General features: G+C 70.0%; 33 protein-coding genes. 25 read left to right on the forward strand and 8 right to left on the reverse strand.

Features of this window, described 5'->3' with window-relative positions:
- Positions 1 to 273 precede the first annotated feature (273 nt).
- The 11 genes from ACZ7L4_RS19680 (at position 274) to ygfZ (ending at position 7337) form a co-directional block, all read left to right on the forward strand.
- Positions 274 to 1026: an alpha/beta hydrolase gene (locus ACZ7L4_RS19680; RefSeq protein WP_472104148.1), complete on the forward strand. Its 753-nt coding sequence runs from the start codon at positions 274 to 276 to the stop codon at positions 1024 to 1026.
- A gap of 47 nt (positions 1027 to 1073) precedes the next feature.
- Positions 1074 to 1328, forward strand: a complete 255-nt coding sequence (locus ACZ7L4_RS19685) for a MoaD/ThiS family protein (protein WP_399234010.1) — start codon at positions 1074 to 1076, stop codon at positions 1326 to 1328.
- Positions 1264 to 2295, forward strand: a complete 1032-nt coding sequence (locus tag ACZ7L4_RS19690) for a hypothetical protein (RefSeq protein ID WP_472104150.1) — start codon at positions 1264 to 1266, stop codon at positions 2293 to 2295. Before ACZ7L4_RS19685 ends, ACZ7L4_RS19690 begins: the two co-directional genes overlap by 65 nt.
- Positions 2296 to 2326: 31 nt before the next feature.
- Entirely contained in the window at positions 2327 to 3067 is a 741-nt protein-coding gene (locus tag ACZ7L4_RS19695) for an LmeA family phospholipid-binding protein (RefSeq protein ID WP_472104152.1), read from the forward strand.
- Between the two features lie 174 nt (positions 3068 to 3241).
- Positions 3242 to 3322, forward strand: coding sequence for a putative leader peptide (locus ACZ7L4_RS19700; protein ID WP_350962106.1), 81 nt, complete (start codon positions 3242 to 3244; stop codon positions 3320 to 3322).
- 154 nt (positions 3323 to 3476) lie between these two features.
- The gene (locus ACZ7L4_RS19705; RefSeq protein WP_472104154.1) at positions 3477 to 4322 is read left to right on the forward strand and encodes a sulfurtransferase; all 846 of its coding nucleotides are present in this window, start codon (positions 3477 to 3479) and stop codon (positions 4320 to 4322) included.
- A 32-nt stretch (positions 4323 to 4354) separates the two neighbouring features.
- Positions 4355 to 4642 carry a DUF1416 domain-containing protein gene (locus tag ACZ7L4_RS19710; protein WP_266712503.1) on the forward strand — a complete coding sequence of 96 codons (288 nt, stop codon included), beginning with the start codon at positions 4355 to 4357 and terminating at the stop codon, positions 4640 to 4642.
- Between the two features lie 111 nt (positions 4643 to 4753).
- Complete coding sequence (locus tag ACZ7L4_RS19715) at positions 4754 to 5014, forward strand: DUF3099 domain-containing protein (protein WP_422408594.1); 261 nt, start codon at positions 4754 to 4756, stop codon at positions 5012 to 5014.
- Positions 5015 to 5271: 257 nt separating this feature from the next.
- Positions 5272 to 5844 (forward strand): heme-binding beta-barrel domain-containing protein, encoded by a 573-nt coding sequence (locus ACZ7L4_RS19720; RefSeq protein WP_385766296.1) that lies wholly within the window; start codon positions 5272 to 5274, stop codon positions 5842 to 5844.
- Positions 5845 to 5884: 40 nt separating this feature from the next.
- Entirely contained in the window at positions 5885 to 6322 is a 438-nt protein-coding gene (locus ACZ7L4_RS19725; protein ID WP_472104156.1) for a Fur family transcriptional regulator, read from the forward strand.
- A 34-nt stretch (positions 6323 to 6356) separates the two neighbouring features.
- Positions 6357 to 7337, forward strand: a complete 981-nt coding sequence (ygfZ, locus tag ACZ7L4_RS19730; protein WP_472104158.1) for a CAF17-like 4Fe-4S cluster assembly/insertion protein YgfZ — start codon at positions 6357 to 6359, stop codon at positions 7335 to 7337.
- 12 nt (positions 7338 to 7349) lie between these two features.
- On the opposite strand, the gene dtd is transcribed toward ygfZ, so the two are convergent.
- Positions 7350 to 7775 (reverse strand): D-aminoacyl-tRNA deacylase, encoded by a 426-nt coding sequence (dtd, locus tag ACZ7L4_RS19735; protein WP_326019413.1) that lies wholly within the window; start codon positions 7773 to 7775, stop codon positions 7350 to 7352.
- A gap of 200 nt (positions 7776 to 7975) precedes the next feature.
- On the opposite strand from dtd, the gene ACZ7L4_RS19740 reads away from it, so the two are divergent.
- On the forward strand, positions 7976 to 8584 hold the full coding sequence (locus ACZ7L4_RS19740; protein ID WP_472104160.1) for an RsiG family protein: 609 nt from the start codon (positions 7976 to 7978) through the stop codon (positions 8582 to 8584).
- A 127-nt stretch (positions 8585 to 8711) separates the two neighbouring features.
- Positions 8712 to 9995 carry a GNAT family N-acetyltransferase gene (locus tag ACZ7L4_RS19745; RefSeq protein WP_472104162.1) on the forward strand — a complete coding sequence of 428 codons (1284 nt, stop codon included), beginning with the start codon at positions 8712 to 8714 and terminating at the stop codon, positions 9993 to 9995.
- Positions 9996 to 10066: 71 nt separating this feature from the next.
- On the opposite strand, the gene ACZ7L4_RS19750 is transcribed toward ACZ7L4_RS19745, so the two are convergent.
- Entirely contained in the window at positions 10067 to 10252 is a 186-nt protein-coding gene (locus ACZ7L4_RS19750) for a hypothetical protein (RefSeq protein ID WP_356375748.1), read from the reverse strand.
- A 165-nt stretch (positions 10253 to 10417) separates the two neighbouring features.
- On the opposite strand from ACZ7L4_RS19750, the gene ACZ7L4_RS19755 reads away from it, so the two are divergent.
- Positions 10418 to 11377 carry a winged helix-turn-helix domain-containing protein gene (locus ACZ7L4_RS19755; protein WP_472104164.1) on the forward strand — a complete coding sequence of 320 codons (960 nt, stop codon included), beginning with the start codon at positions 10418 to 10420 and terminating at the stop codon, positions 11375 to 11377.
- Here the strand turns inward: ACZ7L4_RS19755 and ACZ7L4_RS19760 are convergent.
- Positions 11367 to 11561 (reverse strand): hypothetical protein, encoded by a 195-nt coding sequence (locus ACZ7L4_RS19760; RefSeq protein WP_422408600.1) that lies wholly within the window; start codon positions 11559 to 11561, stop codon positions 11367 to 11369. The two genes, ACZ7L4_RS19755 and ACZ7L4_RS19760, sit on opposite strands and share 11 nt — an antisense overlap.
- A gap of 222 nt (positions 11562 to 11783) precedes the next feature.
- On the opposite strand from ACZ7L4_RS19760, the gene ACZ7L4_RS19765 reads away from it, so the two are divergent.
- The 3 genes from ACZ7L4_RS19765 to ACZ7L4_RS19775 all read left to right on the forward strand — a co-directional run bounded on the left by ACZ7L4_RS19765 (position 11784) and on the right by ACZ7L4_RS19775 (position 14442).
- A complete protein-coding gene (locus ACZ7L4_RS19765; RefSeq protein WP_472105587.1) occupies positions 11784 to 12671 on the forward strand; it encodes a GntR family transcriptional regulator in 888 nt (295 codons plus the stop codon).
- Positions 12620 to 13456, forward strand: a complete 837-nt coding sequence (locus ACZ7L4_RS19770; RefSeq protein WP_472104166.1) for an HAD family hydrolase — start codon at positions 12620 to 12622, stop codon at positions 13454 to 13456. The genes ACZ7L4_RS19765 and ACZ7L4_RS19770 overlap by 52 nt, the downstream gene beginning before the upstream one ends.
- A 98-nt stretch (positions 13457 to 13554) precedes the next feature.
- Positions 13555 to 14442: a winged helix-turn-helix domain-containing protein gene (locus ACZ7L4_RS19775; protein ID WP_472104168.1), complete on the forward strand. Its 888-nt coding sequence runs from the start codon at positions 13555 to 13557 to the stop codon at positions 14440 to 14442.
- On the opposite strand, the gene ACZ7L4_RS19780 is transcribed toward ACZ7L4_RS19775, so the two are convergent.
- Positions 14433 to 14624 (reverse strand): hypothetical protein, encoded by a 192-nt coding sequence (locus ACZ7L4_RS19780; protein WP_472104170.1) that lies wholly within the window; start codon positions 14622 to 14624, stop codon positions 14433 to 14435. The genes ACZ7L4_RS19775 and ACZ7L4_RS19780 overlap by 10 nt on opposite strands.
- 161 nt (positions 14625 to 14785) lie before the next feature.
- Here ACZ7L4_RS19780 and ACZ7L4_RS19785 point away from each other — a divergent pair, with 161 nt between their 5' ends.
- A complete protein-coding gene (locus ACZ7L4_RS19785; RefSeq protein WP_472104172.1) occupies positions 14786 to 15664 on the forward strand; it encodes a GntR family transcriptional regulator in 879 nt (292 codons plus the stop codon).
- 6 nt (positions 15665 to 15670) lie between these two features.
- Here ACZ7L4_RS19785 and ACZ7L4_RS19790 read toward each other — a convergent pair whose 3' ends face one another.
- Positions 15671 to 16384, reverse strand: a complete 714-nt coding sequence (locus ACZ7L4_RS19790; RefSeq protein WP_472104174.1) for an HAD family hydrolase — start codon at positions 16382 to 16384, stop codon at positions 15671 to 15673.
- A gap of 174 nt (positions 16385 to 16558) precedes the next feature.
- Here ACZ7L4_RS19790 and ACZ7L4_RS19795 point away from each other — a divergent pair, with 174 nt between their 5' ends.
- The 3 genes from ACZ7L4_RS19795 (at position 16559) to ACZ7L4_RS19805 (ending at position 19323) form a co-directional block, all read left to right on the forward strand.
- Positions 16559 to 17644: a phosphotransferase gene (locus ACZ7L4_RS19795; RefSeq protein ID WP_472104176.1), complete on the forward strand. Its 1086-nt coding sequence runs from the start codon at positions 16559 to 16561 to the stop codon at positions 17642 to 17644.
- Positions 17645 to 17724: 80 nt separating this feature from the next.
- Positions 17725 to 18657 (forward strand): hypothetical protein, encoded by a 933-nt coding sequence (locus tag ACZ7L4_RS19800; RefSeq protein ID WP_472104177.1) that lies wholly within the window; start codon positions 17725 to 17727, stop codon positions 18655 to 18657.
- A 39-nt stretch (positions 18658 to 18696) separates the two neighbouring features.
- Positions 18697 to 19323 (forward strand): TetR/AcrR family transcriptional regulator, encoded by a 627-nt coding sequence (locus tag ACZ7L4_RS19805; protein ID WP_472104179.1) that lies wholly within the window; start codon positions 18697 to 18699, stop codon positions 19321 to 19323.
- A gap of 9 nt (positions 19324 to 19332) precedes the next feature.
- Here ACZ7L4_RS19805 and ACZ7L4_RS19810 read toward each other — a convergent pair whose 3' ends face one another.
- Positions 19333 to 19824, reverse strand: coding sequence for a MarR family winged helix-turn-helix transcriptional regulator (locus ACZ7L4_RS19810; protein ID WP_472104181.1), 492 nt, complete (start codon positions 19822 to 19824; stop codon positions 19333 to 19335).
- 118 nt (positions 19825 to 19942) lie between these two features.
- Here ACZ7L4_RS19810 and ACZ7L4_RS19815 point away from each other — a divergent pair, with 118 nt between their 5' ends.
- From ACZ7L4_RS19815 to ACZ7L4_RS19830, 4 genes are all read left to right on the forward strand, one after another.
- Entirely contained in the window at positions 19943 to 21427 is a 1485-nt protein-coding gene (locus tag ACZ7L4_RS19815) for an MFS transporter (protein WP_472104183.1), read from the forward strand.
- A gap of 79 nt (positions 21428 to 21506) precedes the next feature.
- Positions 21507 to 21920 carry a helix-turn-helix domain-containing protein gene (locus tag ACZ7L4_RS19820; RefSeq protein ID WP_472104185.1) on the forward strand — a complete coding sequence of 138 codons (414 nt, stop codon included), beginning with the start codon at positions 21507 to 21509 and terminating at the stop codon, positions 21918 to 21920.
- Positions 21921 to 21942: 22 nt separating this feature from the next.
- On the forward strand, positions 21943 to 22572 hold the full coding sequence (locus tag ACZ7L4_RS19825) for a hypothetical protein (protein ID WP_472104187.1): 630 nt from the start codon (positions 21943 to 21945) through the stop codon (positions 22570 to 22572).
- Positions 22573 to 22685: 113 nt separating this feature from the next.
- The gene (locus ACZ7L4_RS19830; protein WP_472105589.1) at positions 22686 to 23024 is read left to right on the forward strand and encodes a DUF2516 family protein; all 339 of its coding nucleotides are present in this window, start codon (positions 22686 to 22688) and stop codon (positions 23022 to 23024) included.
- Between the two features lie 22 nt (positions 23025 to 23046).
- Here the strand turns inward: ACZ7L4_RS19830 and ACZ7L4_RS19835 are convergent, their stop codons facing one another.
- The gene (locus ACZ7L4_RS19835) at positions 23047 to 24435 is read right to left on the reverse strand and encodes a PP2C family protein-serine/threonine phosphatase (protein WP_472104189.1); all 1389 of its coding nucleotides are present in this window, start codon (positions 24433 to 24435) and stop codon (positions 23047 to 23049) included.
- A gap of 301 nt (positions 24436 to 24736) precedes the next feature.
- Positions 24737 to 25798 (reverse strand): C40 family peptidase, encoded by a 1062-nt coding sequence (locus ACZ7L4_RS19840; RefSeq protein WP_472104191.1) that lies wholly within the window; start codon positions 25796 to 25798, stop codon positions 24737 to 24739.
- Positions 25799 to 25874: the final 76 nt, after the last annotated feature.

Here is a 25874-nt window from a genome sequence, read left to right on the forward strand (position 1 = left end):
TCGCCCATAACGTCTGGTTCCTCCTCGGTCCCTGCGAGGACGTTTGCGGCACTGCTTCGTACGGGGCCAGAACCCCGCGCCCCGGGGTCCTGACCTGGTGTTCTGTGCGTGTTTTCGGGTCGTCGTATACAACGCCCCAGAAAGCACAAAAGGACCCGGGGGCTGCATTGCCCGAGTCCTCTTCCCAGCAGAATAGCCCACATGACATGGGGTCCGGCAGGTGACGAGCGTGGATCTTCTGTGTGGCCGATCACCGAACGGAGACGGCGCGTGATGCTCCGAGCACGCGACGGAGTCGCCATCGAGGCCGCGTACGAGCCCGGTCCCGGCGGCACCGACAGCCCGGCGATCGTGCTCGCGCACGGCTTCACCGGCGATCTGGAGCGGCCCCACGTGCGGCGCGCCGCGGCGGTGTTCGCCCAGCGTGCGGCCGTGGTCACGTTCTCGTTCCGGGGGCACGGGCGCTCCGGCGGGCGGTCCACGGTCGGCGACAGGGAAGTGCTCGATCTCGCGGCGGCCGTCGCATGGGCGCGCTCGCTCGGCCACGCGCGCGTGGTGACGGTCGGCTTCTCCATGGGCGGGTCCGTGGTGCTGCGGCAGGCCGCGCTGCACAGGGGGCGCACGGAAGCGCACGTTGACGGGGTCGTCGCGGTGAGCGCCCCCGCCCGGTGGTTCTACCGCGGCACGGCCCCGATGCGGCGGGTGCACTGGGCGGTGACCCGGCCCGCCGGGCGCCTCGTCAGCCGCTTCGGGCTGCGCACGCGGATCCACCCGTACGACTGGGACCCGGTCCCGCTCTCCCCGGTCGAGTCGGTGCCGCTGCTCGCGCCGACCCCGCTGCTCGTGGTGCACGGCGACAGCGACCCGTACTTTCCCGTCGACCACCCCCGGATGCTGGTGGCGGCCTCCGACGGGGCGGCGGAGCTGTGGCTGGAGCCGGGGATGGGCCACGCCGAGCACGCGGCGAGCGACGAGCTGATCGAACGGATCGGGGCGTGGGTCGCGGCGACGCTTGCCGCACAATAGGACGCCGCAGACAGCCGCACACAGCGGGACCGAGAGAGGAGTCGGGAATGGCGCAGGGCACGATCCGCTTCTGGGCCGCGGCCAAGGCCGCCGCCGGCGTCGCGGAGGAGCCGTACGAGGCGGAGACGCTGGCCGCGGCGCTGGAAGCGGTGCGCACGCGGCACCCCGGCGATCTCGTCCGGGTGCTCCAGCGCTCCTCGTTCCTGGTCGACGGGGATCCGGTCGGGACCCGCGGTCATGAGACGGTACGGCTTGCCGAGGGCGGCACGGTCGAGGTGCTCCCGCCGTTCGCAGGAGGATGACACCCCGATGAGCAACAACCAGCAGTACCCGTACCAGTACGACGCGTATGCGCAGCCGCAGCAATCGGCTCCGCCGGTGCCGCAGCAGCAGTGGTCGTACGAGTCCGCGCCCTCGGCGTCGGAGGAGTGGAGCTCACGGGGCTCTGCCCCGGACCCCGCCGGCTCTCGTCCCAGTGCGGGGCTTGATGTGCCCACTCGTGCTCAAGCGCCTCAGGGCCTTGAAATGCCCACCCGTGCTCAACGTCGATCTCCGATCATCGAGCCCGGGCTCCAGCCCGCCGCGCTCACCGCCGTGCTCGGGCTTTTGCTCGCCGGGGGCGCCGCCCTCGGGTCGTACGCGCTGCTCGTGCCGCTCGTGCTGCTGCAGGCCGTCACGGCCGCCGGCTGGTTCCGGCTGAACGGGATGTGGCCCGCCCGCCAGGGCATCGCGCTCGCGTTCATGGGCGGCGTCGTCGCGGACATCGCGCTGCTCGTGGCGGGCCGCGACAACGGCCCCGCCGCGATCCTCGGCACGCTCGGCGTCTGGGTGCTGCTCACCCTCGTTCTCCAACTGCGTTCGCACGCCGATCCGGACGAGCGGATGTACGGCCTGATGGCGACGGTCGCCTCCGCGGCGCTCGCGATCGTCGCGGCCGGTCACCTGGCGGCCGAGCCCGACGCGGTGACGGTCGGCGGGGTGGCCGTGGCGGTCGCGATCCTGGCCCGGGCGCTGCCGCTGCCGACGGTCGCGTCCGTGATCGTCGCGCTGCTCGCGGCGACGGGGGCGGGCATCGCGGCGGGCGGCATCACGGACTTCGGTACCGGTGGCGCGTTCCTCGGGCTCGGTGCGGGCGCCTGCGCCGTCATCGGCCACCGCGTCGCGTCGTACGACTTCCCGTCCCGGTTCGTGCACATGACGGCGGGCGTGGCGCTGCCGCTGGCTGCTGCCGCCCCCGCCGTGTGGCTGCTGGGCCGCGCGCTCGGCTAGGCCGGGCCGGCGGTCGCGTACCCTCCGGGCCATGCGCGCACTGCGAATACTGCTCATATTTGTCGTCGTGGTCGGCGGCCTCTTCGTGGCGGCCGACCGCATCGCGGTCCACTTCGCCGAGAGCAAGGCCGCCGACAAGATCCGCACGAGCGAGGGGCTCGGGCAGACCCCCGACGTGTCGATCAACGGCTTCCCGTTCCTGACCCAGGTCGCGGACGGCACCCTGGACGACGTCGAGCTCGGCATCCAGGACTTCGAGGCGAAGAGCGGCAAGAGCGACGGCGAGGCCATCCGCATCGCCGACCTCAAGGCCGAGATGCGCGGCGTGAAGTTCGACAGCAGCTACAGCTCCGCCACCGCCGACTCGGCCACCGGCACCGCCCGTATCGACTACGCCGAGCTGCTCAAGGCCGTGAAGAAGCAGGGCCCGGCCCAGGTCGCCCCCGGCGTCACCGCGTGGATCGACGGGCTCGCGTACGGCGGCGACCACAAGGTCAAGGTCACCGTCGCGGTGAAGACCCCGCTCGGCACGGTGCGGCCCACGGTGCGCAGCACGGTCGACGTCAGCGGCGGCCAGGTCTCCGCGCACGCCGACAGCCTGCCGGACATCGGCGCGCTCAAGCCGGCGGAGGGCCCGATCCGGGATGTCATCGACTTCAAGCAGGCGCTCGACGATCTGCCGGCGGGCATCAAGCTCGACCGTGTGCAGGCCGTCGATCAGGGCATCGAGATCAGCGTGAAGGGTTCGAATCTCGACCTTGTCGGGCAGTAGGTCCGAACTGCGAGACGACGGCGTCCGCAGAGCAGATGCCGACGGGCGCCCGGCGGTGCGGCGGCGGGGCCCGTGCCACCCGGAGGCGCGATCGTTCCCACATTCCGGACGATCTCGTCTCATCATCCGACACACCGGTGACACGGCCGCCGGTACGTCCTTACGATCGGGTGCATGAAGCGACAGGCGGATCTCACGAAGCGGCGGGCAGTAGACCTGTGCCGCGTCGCCGCCATGCTCTGTCGCGCCGTCTGAGCGCGGGGGCACCCCCTGCTCGAGCGAATTCGAGAGCTTGGGGGCGGAACAACTCCCGCTTTTCCCGGACCCCTTGAGGCCTACGACTCGGGGTCCCCGTGCACTGACGCACATCCGTTTCGCATACCCCCGCAACTGCCCCGGAGGAATCAGCATGAGCCGCAGCGACGTCCTGGTAGACGCCGACTGGGTCGAGGCCAACCTCGACAACGACAGCGTGGCGATCGTCGAGGTCGACGAGGACACGTCCGCGTACGACAAGAACCACATCAAGAACGCGATCCGGATCGACTGGACCAAGGACCTCCAGGACCCGGTCCGCCGTGACTTCATCGACCAGGCCGGCTTCGAGGAGCTGCTGTCGAAGAAGGGCATCGGCAACGACACGACCGTCGTCCTCTACGGCGGCAACAACAACTGGTTCGCCTCCTACGCGTACTGGTACTTCAAGCTCTACGGCCACCAGGACGTCAAGCTCCTCGACGGCGGCCGCAAGAAGTGGGAGCTCGACTCCCGCGACCTGGTCGACGGCGCGCAGGTCCCGAACCGCCCGGCCACGCAGTACAAGGCCAAGCCGCAGGACACGTCGATCCGCGCCTTCCGCGACGACGTCGTGAACGCGATCGGCACCCAGAACCTCGTCGACGTGCGGTCGCCCGACGAGTTCTCCGGCAAGCTGCTCGCCCCGGCCCACCTCCCGCAGGAGCAGTCGCAGCGTCCGGGCCACGTCCCGTCCGCCCGCAACATCCCGTGGTCGAAGAACGCCAACGACGACGGCACGTTCAAGTCGGACGACGAGCTCAAGGCGCTCTACGCCGACGAGCAGGTCGACCTGGCGAAGGACTCCATCGCCTACTGCCGTATCGGTGAGCGCTCCGCGCTCACCTGGTTCGTGCTGCACGAGCTGCTCGGCCAGGAGAACGTCAAGAACTACGACGGCTCGTGGACCGAGTACGGCTCCCTCGTCGGCGTGCCGATCGAGCTCGGCGCCAACAAGTAATCCAGCGACCTTTCACTTCCTAGGAGAGCAACATGTGCGGAGCGAAGGCCGGCGGCCCCGACGCCTCGACGATCAAGCCCGGTGAGACCACCATCCAGGGCCAGGTGACCAAGGACGGCGAGCCCGTCACCGGTTACGTGCGCCTCCTGGACTCGACCGGCGAGTTCACCGCCGAGGTCCCCACCTCGGCCACGGGCCAGTTCCGCTTCTACGCGGCCGAGGGCACGTGGACCCTGCGCGCCCTGGTCCCCGGCGGCCAGGCCGACCGCACGGTCGTCGCCCAGACCGGCGGGCTCGCCGAGGTCGCGATCGCCGTCTGAGCGGTCACACACGACGGCTGAAGGGCCGCACCCCGCCTGGGTTGGACGCCACTGGTACGGGTGCGGTCCTTCGGCATGTTTCGGGGACCCGGGCGGGCTTACGCTGAAGGTATGTACGCGCGGCGAAAGCACGTCTACTTCGCCATGATGGGCGTCTGCATCGGCCTGTTCGTGCTGGCCTGGGGCGTCGTGCGGCTCTGGTCCGTGCCGGCCGCCGTCGCCATGTGCGTCGTCGCCATGGTGATCCCGCCCGTCGCCGCCATCGTCGCCAACCGGCGGGGCCCCGAGGACCGCTGGTGGGACGACCCCTCCGGCGATCCGAAGTCCGACGAGTGGTGGGACGAACTGGACGGCAAGAAGCGTCGCCCCTGACACCCGCCCGGCATCCGCCCTGACACCCGCTGTGACCGACCTCGCCGAGAGCGCCGGTGCCCGGACGACTACAGTGGGGTCCGGCTCTGTTATCCGCATACGTTCCGCTCACCGAGGAGCAATCCCGTGCTTGAGGCCTTCTTCTCCACCCTTCTCGTCCTGGTCTGCGTCGGCGTCGTCGCCTTCGCGGGTCTGACCGTGAAGAAGCTGTACCAGGGCCAGCGCTGACCCCCCACTGAGAGACGTCTGAACCGCTCATGATCCAGATCCCGTCCGACCTGAACCCCAAGCTCGTCCCCCTTGCCTTCCTGCTGGGCACCTGGGAGGGCGCGGGCGTCCACGACTTCCCCGGCTCCGAGAAGTGCAACTTCGGCCAGGAGGTCTCCTTCACCCACGACGGCCGGGACTTCCTCGAGTACCAGTCGCACACCTGGGTGCTCGACGAGAAGGGCGAGAAGGTCCGCCCCCTGGAATCGGAGTCCGGCTTCTGGCGGATCGACGACGACCGCAAGGTCGAGGTCGTCATGGTCCGCGACGACGGTGTCGTCGAGGTCTGGTACGGCGAGCTCGCCGACCAGAAGCCGCAGATCGACATCGCCACGGACGCGGTGGCCCGCACGGCGGCCTCCGGCCCGTACAGCGGCGGCAAGCGCCTCTACGGCTACGTGAAGAGCGACCTGATGTGGGTCGGCGAGAAGCAGACCCCCGAGGTCCCGCTGCGCCCCTACATGTCGGCCCAGCTCAAGAAGGTCGTCTCGCCGGAGGAGGTCGCCGACATGGCGCGCAACCTGCCGGACATGCCGGACGACGGCATCGCGTTCTTCAAGTAGGCCGGAACCGCTTCCTTCAAGTGGTTCTAGACTCGTCGGTGTGGTGAGCACCGACTGGAAGAGCGATCTGAGGCAGCGCGGCTACCGGCTGACGCCGCAGCGTCAGCTTGTCCTGGAAGCCGTGGACGCCCTCGAGCATGCGACCCCCGACGACATCCTGTGCGAAGTGCGCAAGACGGCGTCGGGGGTCAACATTTCGACGGTCTACCGGACCCTGGAGCTCCTGGAGGAGCTCGGGCTGGTCTCGCACGCCCATCTCGGGCACGGCGCGCCCACGTACCACCTCGCCGACCGGCACCACCACATCCACATGGTGTGCCGGGACTGTACGAACGTGATCGAGGCGGACGTGGACGTCGCGGCGGAGTTCACCGCCAAGCTGCGCGAGAAGTTCGGCTTCGACACCGACCTCAAGCACTTCGCGATCTTCGGGCGCTGCGAGAACTGCGCGGGAAACAAGGGGCGAGCGCAGGAATAAGCGCGTCCGTCCACTCGTCGTAGTGTGTGTGACCATGCAGCGACATTCAACGAGCAGCCCTCTGCTGACCCTGCCCGGCGCCGTCCCCGGCGAGGGCGTGGACGAAGGCGTCGCCGCGCACTACGGCGACCTGTTCCGCGAGCAGCGCTCCCTGGCCGACGGGACGGGCGTCGTCGACCTCTCGCACCGTGGCGTGATCACGGTCACCGGTGACGACCGGCTGAGCTGGCTGCACCTGCTGCTCACCCAGCACATGGAGCAGCTGGAGCCGGACCGGGCCACCGAGGCCCTGATCCTCTCCGCCAACGGGCACATCGAGCACGCCCTGTACCTCGTCGACGACGGCACGACGACGTGGGCGCACGTCGAGCCGGGCACGCAGGAGGCCCTCCTCGCGTACCTGGAGTCGATGAAGTTCTTCTACCGGGTCGAGACCGCCGACCGGACGGACGAGTTCGCCGTCGTGCATCTGCCGGCCGGTTCGATCGCGCCGGTGCCGGACGGGGTGGCGGTGCGCGAGACGCCGCACGGCCGCGATCTGTTCCTGCCGCGCGCCGACCTGGAGTCGTACGTGGGGGAGAACGGGCCGGCGGTCGGGCTCCTCGCCTACGAGGCGCTCCGCGTCGAGCAGCACCGGCCGCGCTTCGGCTTCGAGACGGACCATCGCACGATCCCGCACGAGCTGGGCTGGATCGGCTCGGCCGTCCACCTGCAGAAGGGCTGCTACCGGGGGCAGGAGACCGTCGCCCGCGTGCAGAACCTGGGCAAGCCGCCGCGCCGCCTGGTCTTCCTGCACCTGGACGGCAGCGAGGTGCACCTGCCGCCGCACGGCGCCGAGGTGCGGCTCGCCGCGGACGGGCCCGAGGGCCGGAAGATCGGCTTCGTGACGACGTCCGTGCGCCACCACGAGCTCGGCCCGATCGCGCTCGCGGTCATCAAGCGGAACGTGCCGGCCGACGCGGAGCTCCTCGCGGAGACGACGGCGGCGGCGCAGGAGATCGTGGTCGCGCCGTAGTCACGCCTGTGGCTACATCTCCAGCAGCACCGTGAACGGGCCGTCGTTCGTCAGGGACACCCGCATCTTCGCCCCGAACCGGCCCGTCGCCACGGTCGCGCCGAGCGCCCGCAGCTGCGCCACGACCTCGTCGACCAGCGGCTCGGCGACCGGTCCTGGCGCGGCGGCGTTCCAGGTGGGGCGGCGACCCTTGCGGGCGTCCCCGTAGAGCGTGAACTGGCTGATCACGAGGAGCGGCGCGTCGATGTCGCTGCACGACTTCTCGTCGGCGAGCATCCGCACCGACCAGAGCTTGCGGGCCAGTTGGGCCGCCTTCTCCTTGGTGTCCTCGTGCGTGACCCCGACGAGGACGCACAGCCCCTCGCCCTTGATCTCGCCGACGACCTCGTCCTCCACGACGACGCTCGCGCCGTCCACCCGCTGCACCACTGCTCGCATACGGCCATCATGCCGTGCGCCGATTTTCGTGCCCCACAAGGGGTTTGAGTATGCTCCCCAACCCCCCATCCGGGGCGGATATGGGGCACTCGGGCCCGAAGCGGCCACTGGGAGTGGCACCATGCTGACACGCGGTGCGTCGGTGGCGTGCGGCGCGGTCCGGTCGAGGGGACGGTAAGCAGACCATGGATACCCATGCCATGAGCCACACAACGAGTACGGGGCTGCCCGGGCAGCCCGTATCGCTGACGCACGGGGAGCGGGTCGCCCCGCTGACCCGCCCGCCGGCCCAGCGGACCGACAGCCCCGAGCTGCCGGCCGTGCCCGCACCGGATCTGTCGGTCCTGCGCCTGCCGGAGCTGCGCACGCTGCGCCGCGACTCCCAGCAGAACGAGGCGGACCTGAGCTACGTACGACGCCTGCTCCAGGGCCGGATCGACATCCTGCGGGCCGAGCTGGACCGCCGGAAGGACCCCGAGGGACCCGTCGTGGACCGGCTCTCGGAGATCCTGCGGGACCAGCCGACGCGGCAGCGCTCCTCCGCCCGGCACGTCACGGTCGGCATCCCGCACAGCGAGGAGTCCCGGCGCCTCGCCCAGGAGATGCTCGCGGAGGTCGAGCTCTCCGACCTGGCCGCCCGCACGGACGCGGAGCTGCACACGGCGATGGGCCGCCTGGTCCGCTACGAGCAGCAGGTCTCGCGCCGCCGCCACCAACTGCAGGCCACGGCGGACGACTGCAGCGCCGAAATCGCCCGCCGCTACCGCGCGGGCGAGGCCCAGGTGGACGACTTGCTGGGAGGCAACTGAAGCCGATCAAGCTCGGCGGGGGCAATTCAAGCCCCGCCGGCGATTGAGGCGCGGGGTCCGGGGCGGAGCCCCGTGACGTAGGAAGAATCGGGGCGACACATACGCTCGGCCCGCCTAGCGTGGCCGGATGGACAACCGCCCCGCCGCCAGCGCAGCGCCCACCGTACGGACGGTGACCGAAGACGAGTTGCCCGACTGGTCCCGCGCCCTCAACACCGGTTTCCTCCGCCCCCCGACCACCTCCCCGCAGACGGTCGCCAAACGCCGCGCCCACTTCGACCTCACCCGCACCCGCGCCGCCTTCACCCCCGCCGGATCCCCCGGCCCCCGGCAGGTCGCCACGTTCCGCTCCTTCGCACAGGAGCTCACCGTCCCGGGCGGCGCGACCGTCCCCACGGACGCGATCACCAACGTCACCGTCAGCCCCAGCCACCGCCGCCGAGGCCTGCTGAGCCGCATGATGGCGGCGGATCTCGCCGAGGCGAAGGAGCGCGGCGACGTCGCGGCGACGCTGATCGCGGCGGAGTACCCGATCTACGGCCGGTTCGGCTTCGGCCCCGCCGCCACCGCCACCGTGTGGGAGGTCGACGTCCCGCGGGCCGCCCTCGACCCGCGCCGCTCGGGCCCTGACGACGGCGGCCGGGTGGACCTGGCGGACCCGGAGGAGGTGCGCAAGGTCGGCCCGGAGCTGCACGAGCGGCTGCGCGCCCGGGTCGCGGGCGTGGTGTCGCGGGACGAGCAGTGGTGGCAGCACAGCACCGGCCTGTGGCCGACCCCCGAGGACCCGTGGACGGAGCCGTTCCACGCGGTGTACCGCAATGCCCGCGGCGAGGTGGAGGGCCTGGTCGCGTACCGGGCCGACAGCGACTGGAGCGACGGCAAGCAGCCGCGGAACACGGCGCAGGTGCAGCAGTTGATCGCCGTCACGCCGGCCGCCGAGCGCGCCCTGTGGACGTATGTCTGCTCCGTGGACTGGATCACCACGGTGCGCTCCGGCATGCGCGCCCCCGACGACCTGCTGCCGCACCTGCTGCCCGACCCGCGCGCCGCCCGCGTCGTGACGCAGGCCGACTTCCTGTGGGTGCGGATCCTGGATGTCGTACGGGCCCTGGAGGCGCGCTCGTACGAGACGAGCGGGGAGTTCGCGTTCGAGGTGCTCGACCCGGCGGGGCTCGCGGGCGGACGGTTCACGCTGACGGCGGCGCCCGGCGGGGCGGTTTGTTCGCCGGGCGCCGCCTCCCCGCAACTCACGGTCGACGTACGCGAGTTGGGGGCGCTGTGGCTGGGCGACGAGTCCGCGGTGCGGCTCGCGGCCCTGGGGCGGCTCGTGGAGCACGAGGCGGGCGCCGCCGCCGGGTTCGGCGCCCTGCTGCGTACGGCGCGGCGGCCGTGGTGCCCCGACGTGTTCTGAGCCACGACCCCGCGCGCGTACGGACGTACTGACCGACCGGGCTCCCGGCTCCCCTCCGGAAGGGAGCCCGGTCAGCCGCTCTGGGCGAGCAGCATGACGAGGACGACGGCCCCGATGCCGCTGATCACGGTGTTCTTGGCCTTGAGGCCGACGGAGAGAACGATGAAGGCGATGATGCCCATCGGCCCGTACTTCCACTGGATGAGCTGCTCGAACCCGATGGCGAGTGCGGCGACGACGATGGCGAAGAGCGGCATTGTCCTACCTCCTTCAGGACCAGTGGTCCTCGTGGTCACCAACTTCAGGTCCCCCGACCATGTCCGGGAAGTTGGCCACCAACTCAAAGGTAGTTATCTCCATTGAAGAGCGGCTCATAACCACCTTCACCTCAACTCCCCAAAGATGGCGGGAAGTTGTACGGTTTGGTTGTGAGTGGGGAGCATACAGCCGTCAATGGACGGCCCAGGTCACAGCGGGCACGACCCACGTACCGCGAAGTGGCCGACGCGCTGCGCGACCGGATCACGTCCGGTCGCCTGAGTCCCGGCCAACGGATGCCCACACAGGCACAGTTGGCGGGCGAGTTCGGTGTGGAGCGCTCCGCCGTACGCCAGGCGCTGCGCATTCTGCAGACCGAGCATCTGTTGGTGAACGCCTCGAAGGGCAGCCCGCCCACGGTCGCACGGCAGCCGCGGCCCGGGGTGCCCGGCCCCGAGGCGCCGCCGCAGCCGACCATGGTCGCGCTCGCCCCGCGCATCGCCGCGGCGTTCGAGCAGGCCGACGTGGAGATCGACGCGCTGTGCCTGACGGCGGTCTCCCTGACGCTCGCGATGGGCGAGCCGCTGCGCCTCATCCACGAGGGACGTACGAAACCGGCCAGGGTGCGCGTGCGGGTGCTGCTGCCGAGCCGGGACATCGACCTCGCGTTCCCCGCGCCCGCGCCGCCGCCGGCCGCCCCGCCCGTGTCGCGGGCGGCGGAGGCGTCGCGGGTGGAGGAGGCGGTGGGCGACTGGCTGCGGCGCGACTGGCTGGCGCAGCGCAACGCGCAGGGGCAGGTGCTGCGCCACAACCTGCTGGCCCTGCGGGCCACGCACAAGATGGACGTCACGGTGGAGTTCCGCGCGCTGCCGTTCACGCCCCCGGTCAAGCTCTACCTGCTCAACAGCAACGAGGCGTTGTTCGCGTACTACACGCTCACCAGACGTGGCGAACAGATCGACCACGAGCGGGTGGACGTGTACGACGCCGAGGGCGTGCAGCAGATGCTCTTCGCGTTCGAGCACGGGGCCGGGCTGCGGGACACGACGTTCGTGGAGCAGTCCCATCTGTGGTTCAACGGCCTGTGGAACACGATCAGCCAGGACCTGACGCTCAGTTCGTGAGGGCGGGCCCGGCCACCGTGAGGGCGAGCAGGACGCCACCCATCGAACTGCAGGTGGCGTTCCTGGCCTTGGCGCCGATGGCGAGGAGGAGCAGGCCCGCGAGTCCCGCGGGGCCGTAGTGCCACTGTGCGAGCTGCTCGAAGGTGATCACGACCACCGCGGAGAGGAGGCTCAGTACGGACATGGTGGTTCCTCCTGCTTCGGCGTTGCTTCGCTGATGGGCCTTGCCTGGTCTCCTTCGCTGCCACCATTGGCCACCTTCTTCCAAGTTGGCGACCAACTGCACTGGAGTTGTCCCCACTTGGTCGTGGTATATAAACGGGAGGGCGACAACTCTTGCCAAATCCAGGGGAGTTGTTGCGTTTGGCGGGATCCCGGGGAAACAGGGGAGCAGGGCGTGGCGGACATGGCAGACGCGACACTGAACGGCAGGAGAAGGCTCACGGCCCAGGAGATCGCCGACCGGCTCCGGGAGCGCATCAGGGAGGGCACGCTGCGGCCGGGCGACCAACTGCCCACGCAGGCCACGCTCGCCGACGAGTTCGGCGTCGAGCGCGGCACGGTCCGTCAGGCGCTCCAGCTCCTGGAGACGGACGGCCTGCTGAGCAAGCGCAGCAAGGGCAGCCCGCCGCGCATCGCCCCGGGGACCGCCGCCCGGGACGAGCCGCAGCCCTCGATGGTCGCCCTCGCCCCCCGCCTGGTCGAGGCCTTCCACGCCCCCCACGTCCGGATCGACGCGGTCTGCATGACCTCGGAGACCCTGATGCTGGCCCTCGGCGAGCCGCTGCGCCACATCCACGAGGGCCGCATCCGCCCCGAGACCCTCGACGTACGGATCCTGCTGCCCAGCCGCGACATCGACCTCGCCTTCCCGGTGCCGGTCCCGGACGACAGCGAGGGCGTCGACCACGAGGAGTCGGTCGCGGTGCACAACCGCTGGCTCGCCACGCGCAACGCGCAGGGCCAGGTGCTGCGCCACAACCTGCGCTCCCTGCGCTCCTCGCACGACATCGACGTACGGGTGACGTTCCGCGCGCTCCCCTTCACCCCGCCGGTCAAGCTGTACTTGCTGAACCAGTCCGAGGCACTCCTCTCGTACTACATGGTCACGCGGCGCGAGGAGGAGATCGACAACGACACCAAGCTGGAGATGTTCTCGGCCACCGGCACGCAGGCCCTGCTCTTCTCCTTCGAGGAGCGGGCGGGCCACCGGGACCGGACCTTCGTGGAGGAGTCGCAGAAGTGGTTCGACGCCCTATGGGAAACCATCACGTCCGACCTGACACTCTCCTAGTGACTTCAGAGACGACGAAGCAGACTGTTCCGGTGGCAGAAGAGACCGAATCACATCGGGAAACGACCGAACCGGGTGACGCTCGTGAGTCGGGCACCCTCGCCGAGCTGATCGCGGGCGCCCGCCATGTGCTCTTCGACTTCGACGGGCCGATCTGCCGGCTGTTCGCGGGCCGCCCGGCGTCGGGGATCGCGCGGCAGCAGGTGGAGTGGCTGGACGCGCAGGGGCTCGGCGACGTACTGACGGACGAGGAACGTGCGGACGTGGACCCGCACGCGGCCCTGCGGCGCCTCGGCGGGGCGCGTCCTGACAGCGACCTGGTCCAGGAGATGGAGAGCCGGCTCACGGAACAGGAGCTGCGCGCCGTCGCCTCGGCCTGGCCCACCCAGCACGCGGACCCGCTGATCCGCACCTGGACCGCGGTCGGCGCGCGCCTCGCCATCACGACCAACAACTCGGCCGAGGCGGCCCGCCGCTACATCGCGGGCCGCGGCCTGTCCGACTGCTTCGAACCGCACATCTACGGCCGCACCCGGGACCTCGCCCTCCTCAAACCGGACCCGTACTGCCTCAACCGCGCCATGTCGGCGATGGGGGCGTCGCCCGCGACCACGCTGATGATCGGCGACGCGGCGACGGACCTGGTGGCGGCGCGGCAGGCGGGCGTCGCGTTTCTGGGCTACGCGCGTCATGCCCGCAAGGAGAGCGTGCTGCGGGAGGCGGGGGCGCGGCAGGTGACGGGTTCCCTGGAGCCGATCGTCGACATCCTGCGGGCCCGCGGCTGACCTGCGCTTCCCTCATCCCTTCCCGCATATCGGGTGGAGTTGGCAGCCAACTGCCGTAGAGTTGTACGGACTTGGTCGGGGGGTGAGGGGAGATCGTCGTGACGAACGCCCGAACGGAGAACGCCCCCAGACCGACCGCCGACGACATCGCCGACACCCTGCGGAAGCGGATCGTCGGCGGCGAACTCACCCCCGGCGAACGCCTCCCGACCCAGGCCGCACTCGCCCGCGAATTCGGCGTGGAACGCGGCACGGTCCGCAACGCACTCCAGCTCCTCCGCGTGGACGGCCTGCTGACCAACCTGGGCAAGGGCAGCCCGCCCACGGTGTCCCGCCCCGAGCAGGCGTCGCTCCCCGGCGCGCAGACGGCCAGAAGCATCCTGGGGCCGCGCCTGGTGGCGGCGTTCGAGGCGCCGCATGTCTACGTGGACGTGGCGAGCCTGACCGGGGAGACGCTGATGACGGCCCTGGGGGAGCCGCTGGGCAAGGTGTACGAGGGGGTGCTGCGCCCGGAGTCGGTGCGGGTGCGGATGGTGGTGCCGAGGCCGGGCAAGGACGTCGACTACCCCGCGCCCGTGACCGGCTGGGGAGCCGACGACAAGCTCGACGAGGCGGTGCGGCGGCGCGGCCGGATCCAGTGGGCCTCGCAGCGCATGGTGCTGGACAACGCCTTCAGGGGCCTGCGCGACCACGGCATCGACGCGAGCTTCGAGTTCCGCTTCGTCTCCGGCGTGCCGACCCGGAAGGTCTATCTCCTGAACCGCCAGGAGGTGCTGGTCGGCCACTACATTCCGGGCCGGTTCGAGCGGGAGATCGACGACTACGAGGGCGGCGACACGGTCGAGCTCGTGGACGTGGAGGGCTTCGAGACGGAGATGTTCCCCTTCGCCCGCTCCAACGGCCAGGACCAGGCGGCTTTCGTGGAGGGCGAGCAGGCGATGTTCGATGGCTTGTGGGAGCACGTCGCGCGGCGAGGTCAGACCTGAGTCAGAGTGAAGCACACAAGCGCGACCCCGGTCAGCGCCCAGGCTGTCGACCTCCGCTGGGCCGACCGGAGCAGAGTGAGGGCGGCGAGGGCCAAGAGTCCGAGGCCCCCGTACTCGGACTGGACGAACAGCTCCAGACCGTGGCCGAGCACGGTCGCCAGCAACTGCGGTATCGGATTCACGGTTTCCCGCCCTTCAACTGTCGTGCTAACCAGCCCAATTGGCCTGCTGGACTTGGATTGGGCTCCCCCGGTACGGCCGATCGTTAATCAACACCGCGTAAATGTGCGTAAGTTGACCGAGTTTGGCGTGCCGTTGGGCTGACGTAGGTACGTTTCTTCCCGTGACGAACAGCCGGAGCGGAGCCAGCGGCGGCAAGGAGGTCTTCCGTGTCGTGGAGGAGCTGCGCTCGCGGATGGCCGGCGGCGTGTACTCGCTGGGAGCCCCGCTGCCGGCCCAGCGGTCCCTGGCCGAGGAGTTCGACGTGTCCCGGGACACGGTGCAGCGCGCGCTCAAGCAACTGCGCGCCGAGGGCTGGGTCGAGTCGAAGCAGGGCAGCGGGACCCGCGTCGTCCGCGCGCAGGCGGTCCAGTCGTACACCGCACGGAAGGCGATAGAGGGGCGGGTGACGCTGCGCGGATTCTTCGACGAGGCGTTCGTGGGGCCCGAGGTCCTGCTCGACGTGTTCACCCTGACGTCCGAGTCGCTCGACATGCAGGTGAAGGGCCAGATCGAGCGGATCAGGTCCCATGATGTGCGGCCGAGCCGCATCGCCATCCGGATGTTGCTGCCCGACGAGTCGCAGGACCTCCCCTACCCGCGGGCCCTGGACGACCCGGACGGGCGGCTGACTGCGGAGTTGAAGGACCGACTGCTGGACATCACGCGTCGGCACAGTTCGTCCATGAAGGCAGAGCTGCGGCAGCTGGAGGCCGAGGGGCTCGTGGAGTCCGCGAGCATCGAGATCCGGCATGTGAAGCTCACGCCGACGTCGAAGCTGTACCTGGTCGGCGGCGACCAGGCGCTGCACGGCCCGTACGAGGTCATCGAGCGGCCCATCGTCCTGGACGACGAGGTGACGGTCCGTGCGCTGGACGTGCTGGGCCTCGGCGCCAAGCTCACGCACTACGTCAAGGACGGCAACCCGAACTCGCGGGGGTCGGTCTTCCTGGAGAGCTGGCAGGCGTGGTTCGACTCGCTGTGGAACCACTTGGCTTGCTGACCCGGTTCATCTGGTCATCCGCGCCGCTGCCATGTGCAGAAGCTTCAAGGATTCGATTACCGCGTCGGCACCCAGCATCTCCATGCGAGCCCGTTCCTCCGCGTCGGACGTGCAACCCACGAAACGGGTGCCGACCGCCTGCGCTGCTTCCAGGTCCGAGGCCTTGTCTCCCAGCATGAGACAGCTGCCGGGGGCGATCCCCAAGTCCTCCACTGCGCGGGAGACGGCATGAGGATCCGGCTTCATCCGCCGTAGTGCGCGCGAACTGCGCCCATGGACGCGGGACGCGAAGAGGACGTCAAGCCCGTGGATCTGCAGAAATTTGAGAATCGGTCCTTCCGCGTTGTTGCTGGCGATGGCAAGGGGTTTGTCGAGCCGTGTGAGTTGATCGGTCAGCTCGAACAGGTGACGGGCTGCGGGGGCATCATGTACCGCATCGAGTTCGTGGGCCGTGACGAGATCGGCGATCTCGGCCACGTCGTCCGCAGGCCTGTCGCGGAGCTCCTTGAGAATGTCGTGGGAGTCGTAGAGCTTGTCGATGGCGTCGGGAACGTTCCCCCACAGGTCCCTCAACCGCTGCTTCATCTCGTCCGCCTGGCCTACGGTCCCGCCAGGAAACAGATCGCACATCGGTCCGTCGAAGTCGAAGATGACGCCGTCGGCTTCTGTCAGCAGCCGACGCAGATGCTCGGCCTGCGGAGCAGGCTCGCTTTCGCTCATCCCCCAAGTGTGGAACAGCTTCGTACACGCCTCGCACGGCGAAGCTCGAATTAGCCCGTGCGGTGCATCAGTTGAGACATATCCAAGAGTTGGTCCGCGGCCGGTCGTCGTGCGGGATAGCGTAGCTCCGCACCTGAGTGACATGAGTGTCACGCTTGGCGGGAGAAACGGTCTATGCAGTCGGACGCGGTTTCGGGGGCTTGGCGGGATGCCGTAGCGCTCACTGGTGGCGGTGCGGTGATCGAGGGCCCCCTCAAGGGGCATCACCACGAGACGTACGTCATTCCGCTGGCCGTGAGCGACATTGCTGCGACTGCTCGCTGGAAGTGTCGCGAGCCGCGGCCCGGTCTGTTCTGGTACGACCGACGTTGTTTCGCTTCCGAGGACGAGCTGGTCCGTGCGCTGGCCGGGCGGGTCACCCGGGTTCCGCCGGTCTTCGACTCCGGCAGCGGGTTGACCCTGCAGGGCTTCATCGAGGGCTTCACGCTGGGAGCGCTGCACCCGTTCGGGAAGACGGTCCCCGGTCGGCTCGTCGACCAGATTCTCGACGTTTTCCGGGATCTGGTCGTCATCGATCCCTCGTCGGTGCCCATTCGCCGGACGTGCTCGCCTCAGGACATGCCTGCAGACGGGGAGACCGGACCGTTCCTGGACCGCCTCATCCACTTCATCGAGAACAAGGTTTATCAGCCTCATATCGCCGAATTCGGGAGTCTTTTCCACGAGTTGGGCATCGACGACCGCTCCTTCAAGCGCTTGCATGTTCTCGCGGACCGACTGCACACGCGTCCCTTCTCCCTCCTGCACGCGGATCTGCACCGGGAGAATCTGGTCATCGACCATCACCGACAGCTCTGGGTCATCGACTGGGAGTTGGCCATGTTCGGCGACCCTCTGTACGACCTGGCCACACATCTCTACCTGATGCGCTACCCCGTATGGCAACGGCATCGACTGTGTGAACGATGGTGCGCAACCGTGGAGCGGGTCCGCGAGGGAGCTTCGTTCGGCTGGCGTGAGGATCTGCCGTTGCTGCTCGACTACAAACGTGCGCAGTCGGTGTTCACGGATGTCATCCGGTGCGCGCTCACGCTCCGAGACGCGCTGGCTGACTCCCTCGATGGCCAGTTGGCCGATACGGGCTTGCGGATCCACCGTGTGCTGCGTCGGGCGAGAGAGCCTCTGGGGCTGACGTCTCCGCCGTCGGTCGAAGAGGTTGTGGGCGCGTTGCGGAGATGGCTCGCCTCGCACGCCGACTGACCGCAACGGCAGCCGCGAGAAGCCGACTTGGCATACTGCGTCCTATTGCCCACCAATCCTGTCCTCTTGACCATGTACTCATGGTGAGTGGTGGGGATGCCGGAGCGGACGATGGCATGACGTGGTTGCGGCGGGCCCGGGTGCGATTCGAGTCTCGCGGGGTGCGGGTGCTGTTGATCTGCATCTCGATCACGGGGCTCGTTGCGAACTGGGTTCCCCCTGTGGGCGACTGGCTCGCGGACCGGGCCTTCGTGGCGAGCGCGCTCCTGAGTCTCGTTGCCTTCGCCCTGTACGACTCGATCCAGCGACTGGCGGACTCCCTGGCGGCTGTCGACCGGGCCGCAGAGGCGCGCTTCTCGTCCGAGCGCCTGGCGGACGCCGTGCGAGTAGCGTTCACCGACACGGTGGATCGCTGCTCGCCGGATCGGCTTTCACTGGCCCTCCGAGAGGCTTTCGCTGCCGAACGCGTGACCATCGATGTGCTGGCCTACACGGGGGAGACCTTCCTCGCCGGCATTTACCAAGGGTTGGATCGCCTGCGACAGAGCCCTGGGCGTGCTCGCAAGACGGTGACCGTCCGACTCCTTGTTCCGGACCTGTCGGTGCCGATGCAGGTCCCTGCCGAAGTGACGCCGGCAAGTGGGAGCAGCGCTTTCGTAGCGTTCCGGAAGAGGCTGGGAAGCCAGTGCCGCCGCAATGACCGGCAACTGAGAGACGTGTGCCAGGCGATTCCCGAGCGAAGAGGACTTTCGGTCAACTACGAGTGCCGCGTGTACACCGGTATGCCGATGGACAAGCTGTGCGTCATCAACAACAGCCTTGTGGTCCACGGCTTCTACGACCTCACCACACAGATGCTTTACCAGGGTGTCGCCTTCTACGACCCCAAGGGCCACAGCACTGACATGTTCGTGCTTCGGGAACCGCATGCCGCTGCGTGGGTCGGGCGCTTCGAGGGGATGTGGACGGTCGCCCGGGCCGCGGACTGGGGTTGGATCGAGGGCAATGTGTAGCGTCGCAGGCACCTTCATGGCGGCGCATATCCTCGCCCTATGACCGACCGCGCCCCCGGCCTCCGTGAACGCAAGAAGCAGCGCACCCGGCAGACGCTTTCCGAGACCGCCGTGCGGCTGTTCATGGAGAAGGGGTACGACAGCGTGTCCGTCGCCGAGGTCGCCGCCGCGGCCGAGGTGTCGAAGCCGACCCTGTTCCGGTACTTCGCCGCGAAGGAGGACCTCGTCCTCCACCGGTTCGCGGACCACGAGGACGAGGCGGCGCGGGTCGTGGCGGGCCGGGAGGACGGGGAGGCGCCGCTCGGGGCGTTGCGGCGGCACTTTCTGGAGGGGCTGCGGCGGCGGGACCCGGTGACCGGCCTCTGCGATCACCCGGCCGTGCTCGCGTATCACCGGCTGCTGTACGGGACGCCCCAGTTGGTGGCCCGGTTGTACGGGTACCAGGAGCGGTCCGAGCGGGCCCTCGCCGAGGCGCTCGGCGGGCCCGGGGTGCGGGCCCGGATCGCCGCGGGGCAGATCGTCGCCACGCAGCGGATCCTCGCCGAGGAGAACGTGCGGCGGATCGTGGCCGGCGAGTCCGCCGACGCGCTGGAGGCGGCCGCCGTGCGCACCGCGAAGGAGGGGTTCCGGCAGCTGACGGAGGGGCTCGGGCGCTGGTACGGGTGAGCGCCCCCGCTACCCCCGCTGCCGAGCCCGCCGCGCCCCCGCCGGGCTCGGGGACGGAGCGCTCAGGTGGCCCTCGGCCAGGTGCGTGAGCAGGCGCAGGAACACCTCCCGGTCGCCCGGCGGGAACGCCGCGAGGGCCTCCTCGTGGACCCGGTCCACGATCTCCTGACTGCGCGCGGCCGTCCGCGCGCCCTCCTCCGTCACCGCGATGATCCGCGCCCGCCGGTCCGTGCTGGACGGCCGCCGCTCCGCGAGCCCCGCCTTCTCCAGGGCGTCGACCGTGACGACCATCGTCGTCTTGTCCATGTCGCCGATCTCCGCGAGCTGGTTCTGCGTGCGCTCCTCCTCCAGCGCGTGCACGAGCACGCAGTGCATCCGCGCCGTCAGCCCGATCTCGGCGAGCGCGGCGGCCATCCGACTGCGCAGCACATGGCTCGTGTGGTCCAGGAGGTACGAGAGGTCGGGCCTGGTCCGGGTGGGGGCGGGCGTCATGGCGGTCATGGGCTCAGGGTAGCCGATAAGTCGTTCCGAAGAATATCGTCTGCAACGAAACTATCTGCTACGGTCGTTTCATCGACGCCGCCCGACAGGGGCGGCGGATCGACAGAAGGGCACCGTCATGTCCGCACTGCCCGCTCCACTCGCGCCGCCCGCCGGCGAAGCCACCCGCTCCCGCTGGCTCGCCCTCGGCGTCATCGCCACCGGCACGCTCATGATCATCCTCGACGGGTCGATCGTCACCGTCGCGATGCCGGCCATCCAGCGCGACCTCAACTTCTCGACCAGCGGCCTGAGTTGGGTCGTGAACGCCTATCTCATCGCCTTCGGCAGCCTGCTGCTGCTCGCCGGGCGGCTCGGCGACCTGCTCGGCCGCAAGCGGATGTTCCTCGCCGGTACCGGGGTGTTCACCGCCGCATCGCTCGTCGCGGGGCTCGCCGCCACCCCCGCCGTACTGCTCGCGGCGCGTTTCCTCCAGGGTGTCGGGAGCGCGATGGCCGCCGCCGTCGGGCTCGGGATCCTCGTCACGCTCTTCACCGATCCCCGCGAACGGGCCCGCGCCATAGGCGTGTTCAGCTTCACCGGCGCCGCGGGTGCCTCGATCGGGCAGGTCCTGGGCGGCGTACTCACCGACGTCCTCGACTGGCACTGGATCTTCTACATCAACCTGCCCATCGGCGCCGCCGTCCTCGCCCTCGCGGTCACCGCCCTGCCGGGCGACCGCGGCCTCGGGCTGCGCGCCGGTGCCGACGCGTGGGGTGCGCTGCTGATCACGGCGGGTCTGATGCTCGCGATCCTCGGCGTCGTCAACATCGAGGCGTACGGGGTGGGGTCGTGGCGGACGGCCGGGACGGTCGTGGCGGGGCTCGTCCTCGTCGCCGCGTTCGTCGTGCGTCAGGCGCGGGCCCGTACGCCGCTCATGCCGCTGCGCATCCTGCGCTCACGCGCCGTCGTCGGCGCCAACGTCACGCAGATCCTCACCCTCGCCGCGATGTTCGCCTTCCAGGTGCTCGCCGCGCTCTACATGCAGCAGGTCCTCGGCTACGGGGCCCTGGAGACCGGCCTCGCGATGCTGCCCGCCGCCGTGCTGATCGGCGCGGTCTCGCTCGGTGTCTCGGCCCGGCTGGCCGCGCGGTTCGGGGAGCGGCGGGTGCTGCTCGCCGGGCTCGTCCTGCTCGCCGGGGCCCTCGGGTATCTCGCCCGGGTTCCTGTTCAGGGGGAGTACGTCGCCGATCTGCTGCCCGTGATGCTGCTGGTGTCCGGTGGCGGGCTCGTGCTGCCCGCGCTCGCCGGCCTCGGGATGTCCGCGGCGGGCGGGGAGGACGCGGGTCTTGCCTCCGGCCTGTTCAACACCACGCAGCAGATCGGCATGGCGCTCGGTGTCGCCGTGCTGTCGACCCTGTCCGCCGCGCGCGCCGACGTCCTCGTCGTGAGCGGGAGCTCGCGGGCGGCCGCGCTGACCGGCGGCTACCGGCTCGCGTTCCTGGTCGGGGCCGGGCTGATCGGGCTCGCGTTCCTGGTCGCACTGGTCCTGCTGAGGCGGCCTGCAGCCCCCGCCGCCGAGGCCGGCCGCGCGGCGTCCACCACACCCGTGGCGGCGCCCTGATCCGGGTCTCCACGTGGCGCGGGACACTTTTGCAAGCAGTCGCTTGCAAAAGTTAGCGCGGTTGCGGCACCATCGAGGCATGGCATCGCTCAACGTCGGAAGTCTCGGCGAATACCTGCGCGAGCAGCGTCGCAACGCGCAGTTGTCGCTCCGTCAGCTCGCCGACGCCGCCGGGGTGTCCAACCCGTACCTGAGCCAGATCGAGCGTGGGCTGCGCAAGCCGAGCGCGGAGGTTCTGCAGCAGGTCGCCAAGGCGCTGCGGATCTCCGCGGAGACGTTGTACGTGCACGCCGGCATTCTCGACGCCGAGCGGGAGCGGACCGAGGTGGAGACGCGCGCCGTCATCCTCGCCGACCCCTCGCTCAACGAGCGTCAGAAGCAGGTGCTGTTGCAGATCTACGAAGCCTTCAGGCACGAGAACGGCGACAGCGACGGCGAACCCGACAGCGGTGAGCCCGACAGCGGCGATGCCCAGCCCTCAAGCAGCAGTTGATGTGATCCGGGAGGACCACGCCATGGCCATCAAGGACGACCTGCGCAAGACCCTCACCGACCCGACCCCGCTCTACTTCGCCGCCGGCACCGCCGAGCTGGCGTACCAGCAGGCCAAGAAGGTGCCGGGGATCGTGGAGCAGCTGCGGAGCGAGGCGCCCGCCCGCTTCGAGTCCGTGCGCCAGACCGACCCGAAGGACGTGCAGGAGAAGGCGACCACCCGCGCCAAGGAGGCCCAGGCCACCCTCACGGCGAAGGTGAACGAGATCGTCACCACCCTCGACACCGACCTGAAGAAGTTCGGCGAGAGCGCCCAGGAGTTCGCGCTGCGCGGCGTCGGCTACGCCGCGGAGTACGCCGTCAAGGCGCGCGAGACGTACGAGAAGGTCGCCGAGCACGGCGAGGAGGCCGTGAAGGCCTGGCGCGGCGAGGCCGCCGAGGAGCTCGGCGAGCTCGCCGAGGTCGTCGAGCCCGACGCCGAGCCGGAGGCCGGCCAGACGCAGGCCAAGGAGGCGGAGAGCAAGGACGCTCCGGCCGCCGAGGCCAAGTCGGGCCCCGCCAAGAAGGCCCCGGCCAAGAAGACCGCCACGGCGAAGAAGACCACGACCCCCGCCAAGAAGACCGGCTCCGGCTCCACGCCGCCCGCCAAGTAGGACCTGCGCCGACGGGCCGGGCACTTGTGGAGTGCCCGGCCCGTTGTACGGGTACCGTGGCCGTCGTCGGACGGTTCCGTAAGCAAGTCGATTCTGGTGGTGGCGTTGTGCTGATGCAGGGTTTCGCCAATGTGATGTGGCTGCTGAGCATGGCGTTGATCGTCTTCAGTGGCTTCGCGCTCGTCGACGCCGCCATCCGGCGCGAGGACGCCTACCGGGCGGCCGACAAGAAGACCAAGCCGTTCTGGCTGATCATCCTCGGGATCGCGTTCGTCGTGAACCTGCTGTTCCCGATCCTGTCGTTCCTGCCGATCATCGGCCTGATCGCGACCATCGTCTACATGGTGGACGTGCGGCCCGCCGTCAAGCAGATCGGCGGTGGCGGCGGGGGCCGCAAGGGCCGCGGCTCCAGCAGCGACGGACCGTACGGCCCGTACAACGGCGGCCGCTGACCGACCCCGCCCGACCGGTTCCTCACCGGTCGAGCAGCAGCACCGCCACGTCGTCCGTCAGATCGCCCCCGTTGAGATCGCGCACCTCGTTCATCGCGGCCTCGAGCAGCCCCTCGCCGGACAGGCCCTGCGCCCGCTGGCGGCGGATCATCTCCACCATGCCCTCCTGGCCGAGCCGCTTCCTGCCCTCGCCGATCCGGCCCTCGATCAGCCCGTCCGTGTAGAGCATCAGGCTCCACTCGGGGCCCAACTCGACCTGCATGCGCGGCCACCGGGCCTTCGGCAGCAGCCCGAGCGCCGGGCCGTTGTTCTCGTACGGGAGCAGGACCGCGGGGCGACCGGGCGTCGCTATCAGCGGTGACGGGTGGCCCGCCAGGCACAGGCCCGCGCGCCGGCCGTCCGGCGCGATGTCGACCGTGCACAGCGTCGCGAAGATCTCGTCGTCGGAGCGCTCGTGCTCGAGGACCTGCTGGAGCGTGGAGAGCAGCTCGTCGCCGCACAGGCCCGCGAACGTCAACGCGCGCCACGCGATGCGCAGTTCCACGCCGAGCGCCGCCTCGTCGGGCCCGTGCCCGCAGACGTCGCCGATCATCGCGTGGACCGTGCCGTCGGGCGTGCGCACCGTGTCGTAGAAGTCGCCGCCGAGCAGCGCGCGCGAGCGGCCCGGGCGGTAGCGGGCGGCGAAGCGCAGCGTCGAACCGTCGAGCAGCGGCTTCGGCAGCAGGCCGCGCTCCAGACGGGCGTTCTCCTGCGCGCGGATCCGGGACTCGGTGAGCCCCTGCTGCGCGACGTCGGCGCGCTTGCGCTCGACCGCGTACCGGATCGCCCGGCCGAGCAGCCGGGAGTCCAGCTCGTCGCGGAACAGATAGTCCTGCGCGCCCACCCGGACCGCCTCGGCGCCGCGCTCGGCGTCGCCCGACGTGGTCAGGGCGAGCACGGCCCGGCGCGGGGCAAGCCGCAGCAGGTGCCGCAGCGTGCGCAGCTCGTCGTGGTGCTCGGGCTCCGACCGGTCCGGCTTCGCGCCGGGCAGCGCGAGGTCGAGCAGGATGCAGCTGACGTCGTCGGTGAGCAGCCGCTCGGCCTCGGTGAGGTTGCGCGCGGTGCGCACGCGGATCGGCTTGCCCGCGGCGTCGGGCACCTCGGGGATGCTGAGGGAGCCCGCCGGGTCGTCCTCTATGACCAGGATCGTCAGACCGGTGGCGTCACGGTCGGCGGGTGCCGGCGCGTGAGCGGCTTCGTCGGCCGGCGTCTCCTGCTCGTGCTCGGCGCTCTGTATGTCGTTGGCGGCAGGGCGCTCGGTGGTCGGCCGCTCGTCCTGCGGGTCGTACATGTCGGTCGTGGTGTGCGCGTCCTGAGCCTGACCACTTTCCGCGGCCGGGATCGCTCTCTGCCGCGGTACGGGTACGGGCATCGCTTCGGTTTCCTTCCCTCCCCCCGAGGGCACGGTGGGACGAAGGTCCTCGCACCACCGACGGGGACCTTAGCGGTAGCCGACGTCCGAACGGAATGGTGAGCGGCGAAGGGCCCGCGTCATATGCCGCCCCCGGCACCGGAATTGAGTGGGTTCCGTCCCTGGTCGGGCGGGTCGAAGATGACGAAGGTCACGCCGGGGCACCGGAACCGCGGGGCCGCGCGTGCCGTGGGTCACGTGGGACACGTCACCCGTCCGGGCCCAAATCCGGCATGCCGCGCCGTGCCTGCGGCCCCCGGGCTCAGGCGTCCGGCCTGACCACCCCGAGCATCGCCATGGAACCCGCCCCCGCGACCGTCACGTTCCGCCCCGGACGGGGCGCGTGGATGATCGCGCCCTTGCCTATGTACATCCCGACATGGCTGGCGTCGTCGTGGTAAATGATCAGGTCGCCGGGGCGCATGTCCTTGATGTCGATGTGCTTGAGCTGCTTCCACTGCTCCTGCGACGTGCGCGGTATCGGCCGCTTCGCCGACGCCCACGCCTGCGAGGTCAGGCCCGAGCAGTCGAACGACTTCGGCCCCTCGGCGCCCCACACGTACGGCTTGCCCAGCTGCTCCGAGGCGTAGCGCACGGCCTTCTTGCCGGCCGCCGACGCCTTGCCGTCGATCTCTTTGAGGACGCCCGAGGAGAGCCATTCCGTCTGGGCCTTCTGCTCGGCCGCCTCCTCCAGCTGCCGCAGCTGCTCGCGCTCCTTCTTGGCGAGCCTGTCCTCGATCTTCTGCGCCGCCTTGATCTGCTTCTCGATCCGCTTCTTCGCGGCGGCCTTCTTCTTGCGCCCCTCGTCGAGCGCCTTCCACTTGGCGGAGGCGACGTCCGCGTACTTCTCCAGCTCGTCCTGCGTCCGGTCGAGGCGCGAGATCAGGTTCCGCGTGGCCTGCTGTCCCTGGTACGCCCGGCCCGCGTTGTCGAGGAAGCGGCCCGGGTCGCCGGCCAGCATGAACTGGGCCTCCTGGGAGATCCCGCCCGTGCGGTACTGCTCGCGGGCCGCCGCGCCCGCCCGGCCCTTGAGGCTGTCGAGCTCCGCCTGGCCGTCCGCGATCTTCCGGGCCAGCTTCACGATCTGGTCGGACTGGTCGGCGGCCTTCTCCTCCGCCGCGTTGTACTCGTCCGTGGCGACCGCGGCCTGGTGGTACAGCTTGTCGATCTTCTTGCGCACTGCCTCAAGGTCCGCGGTCTTCGGGGTACTTGAGGGTGAGGGTGAAGGCGAGGGATCGGCGTACGCCACGCCCGCCGGCGCCAGTACGGTCACGGCGCACACCAGCGCCAGGGCCGCCATCGTCGTCGTGCTCCGCTTGCTCATCTGCTCCTGCCCCCACAGCCGAGACAAACCTGATTTACCGTCAGTAACTCGCGCACGTTCGGGGGATGGTGCCACG

Source organism: Streptomyces sp. NPDC107575 (assembly GCF_055657265.1).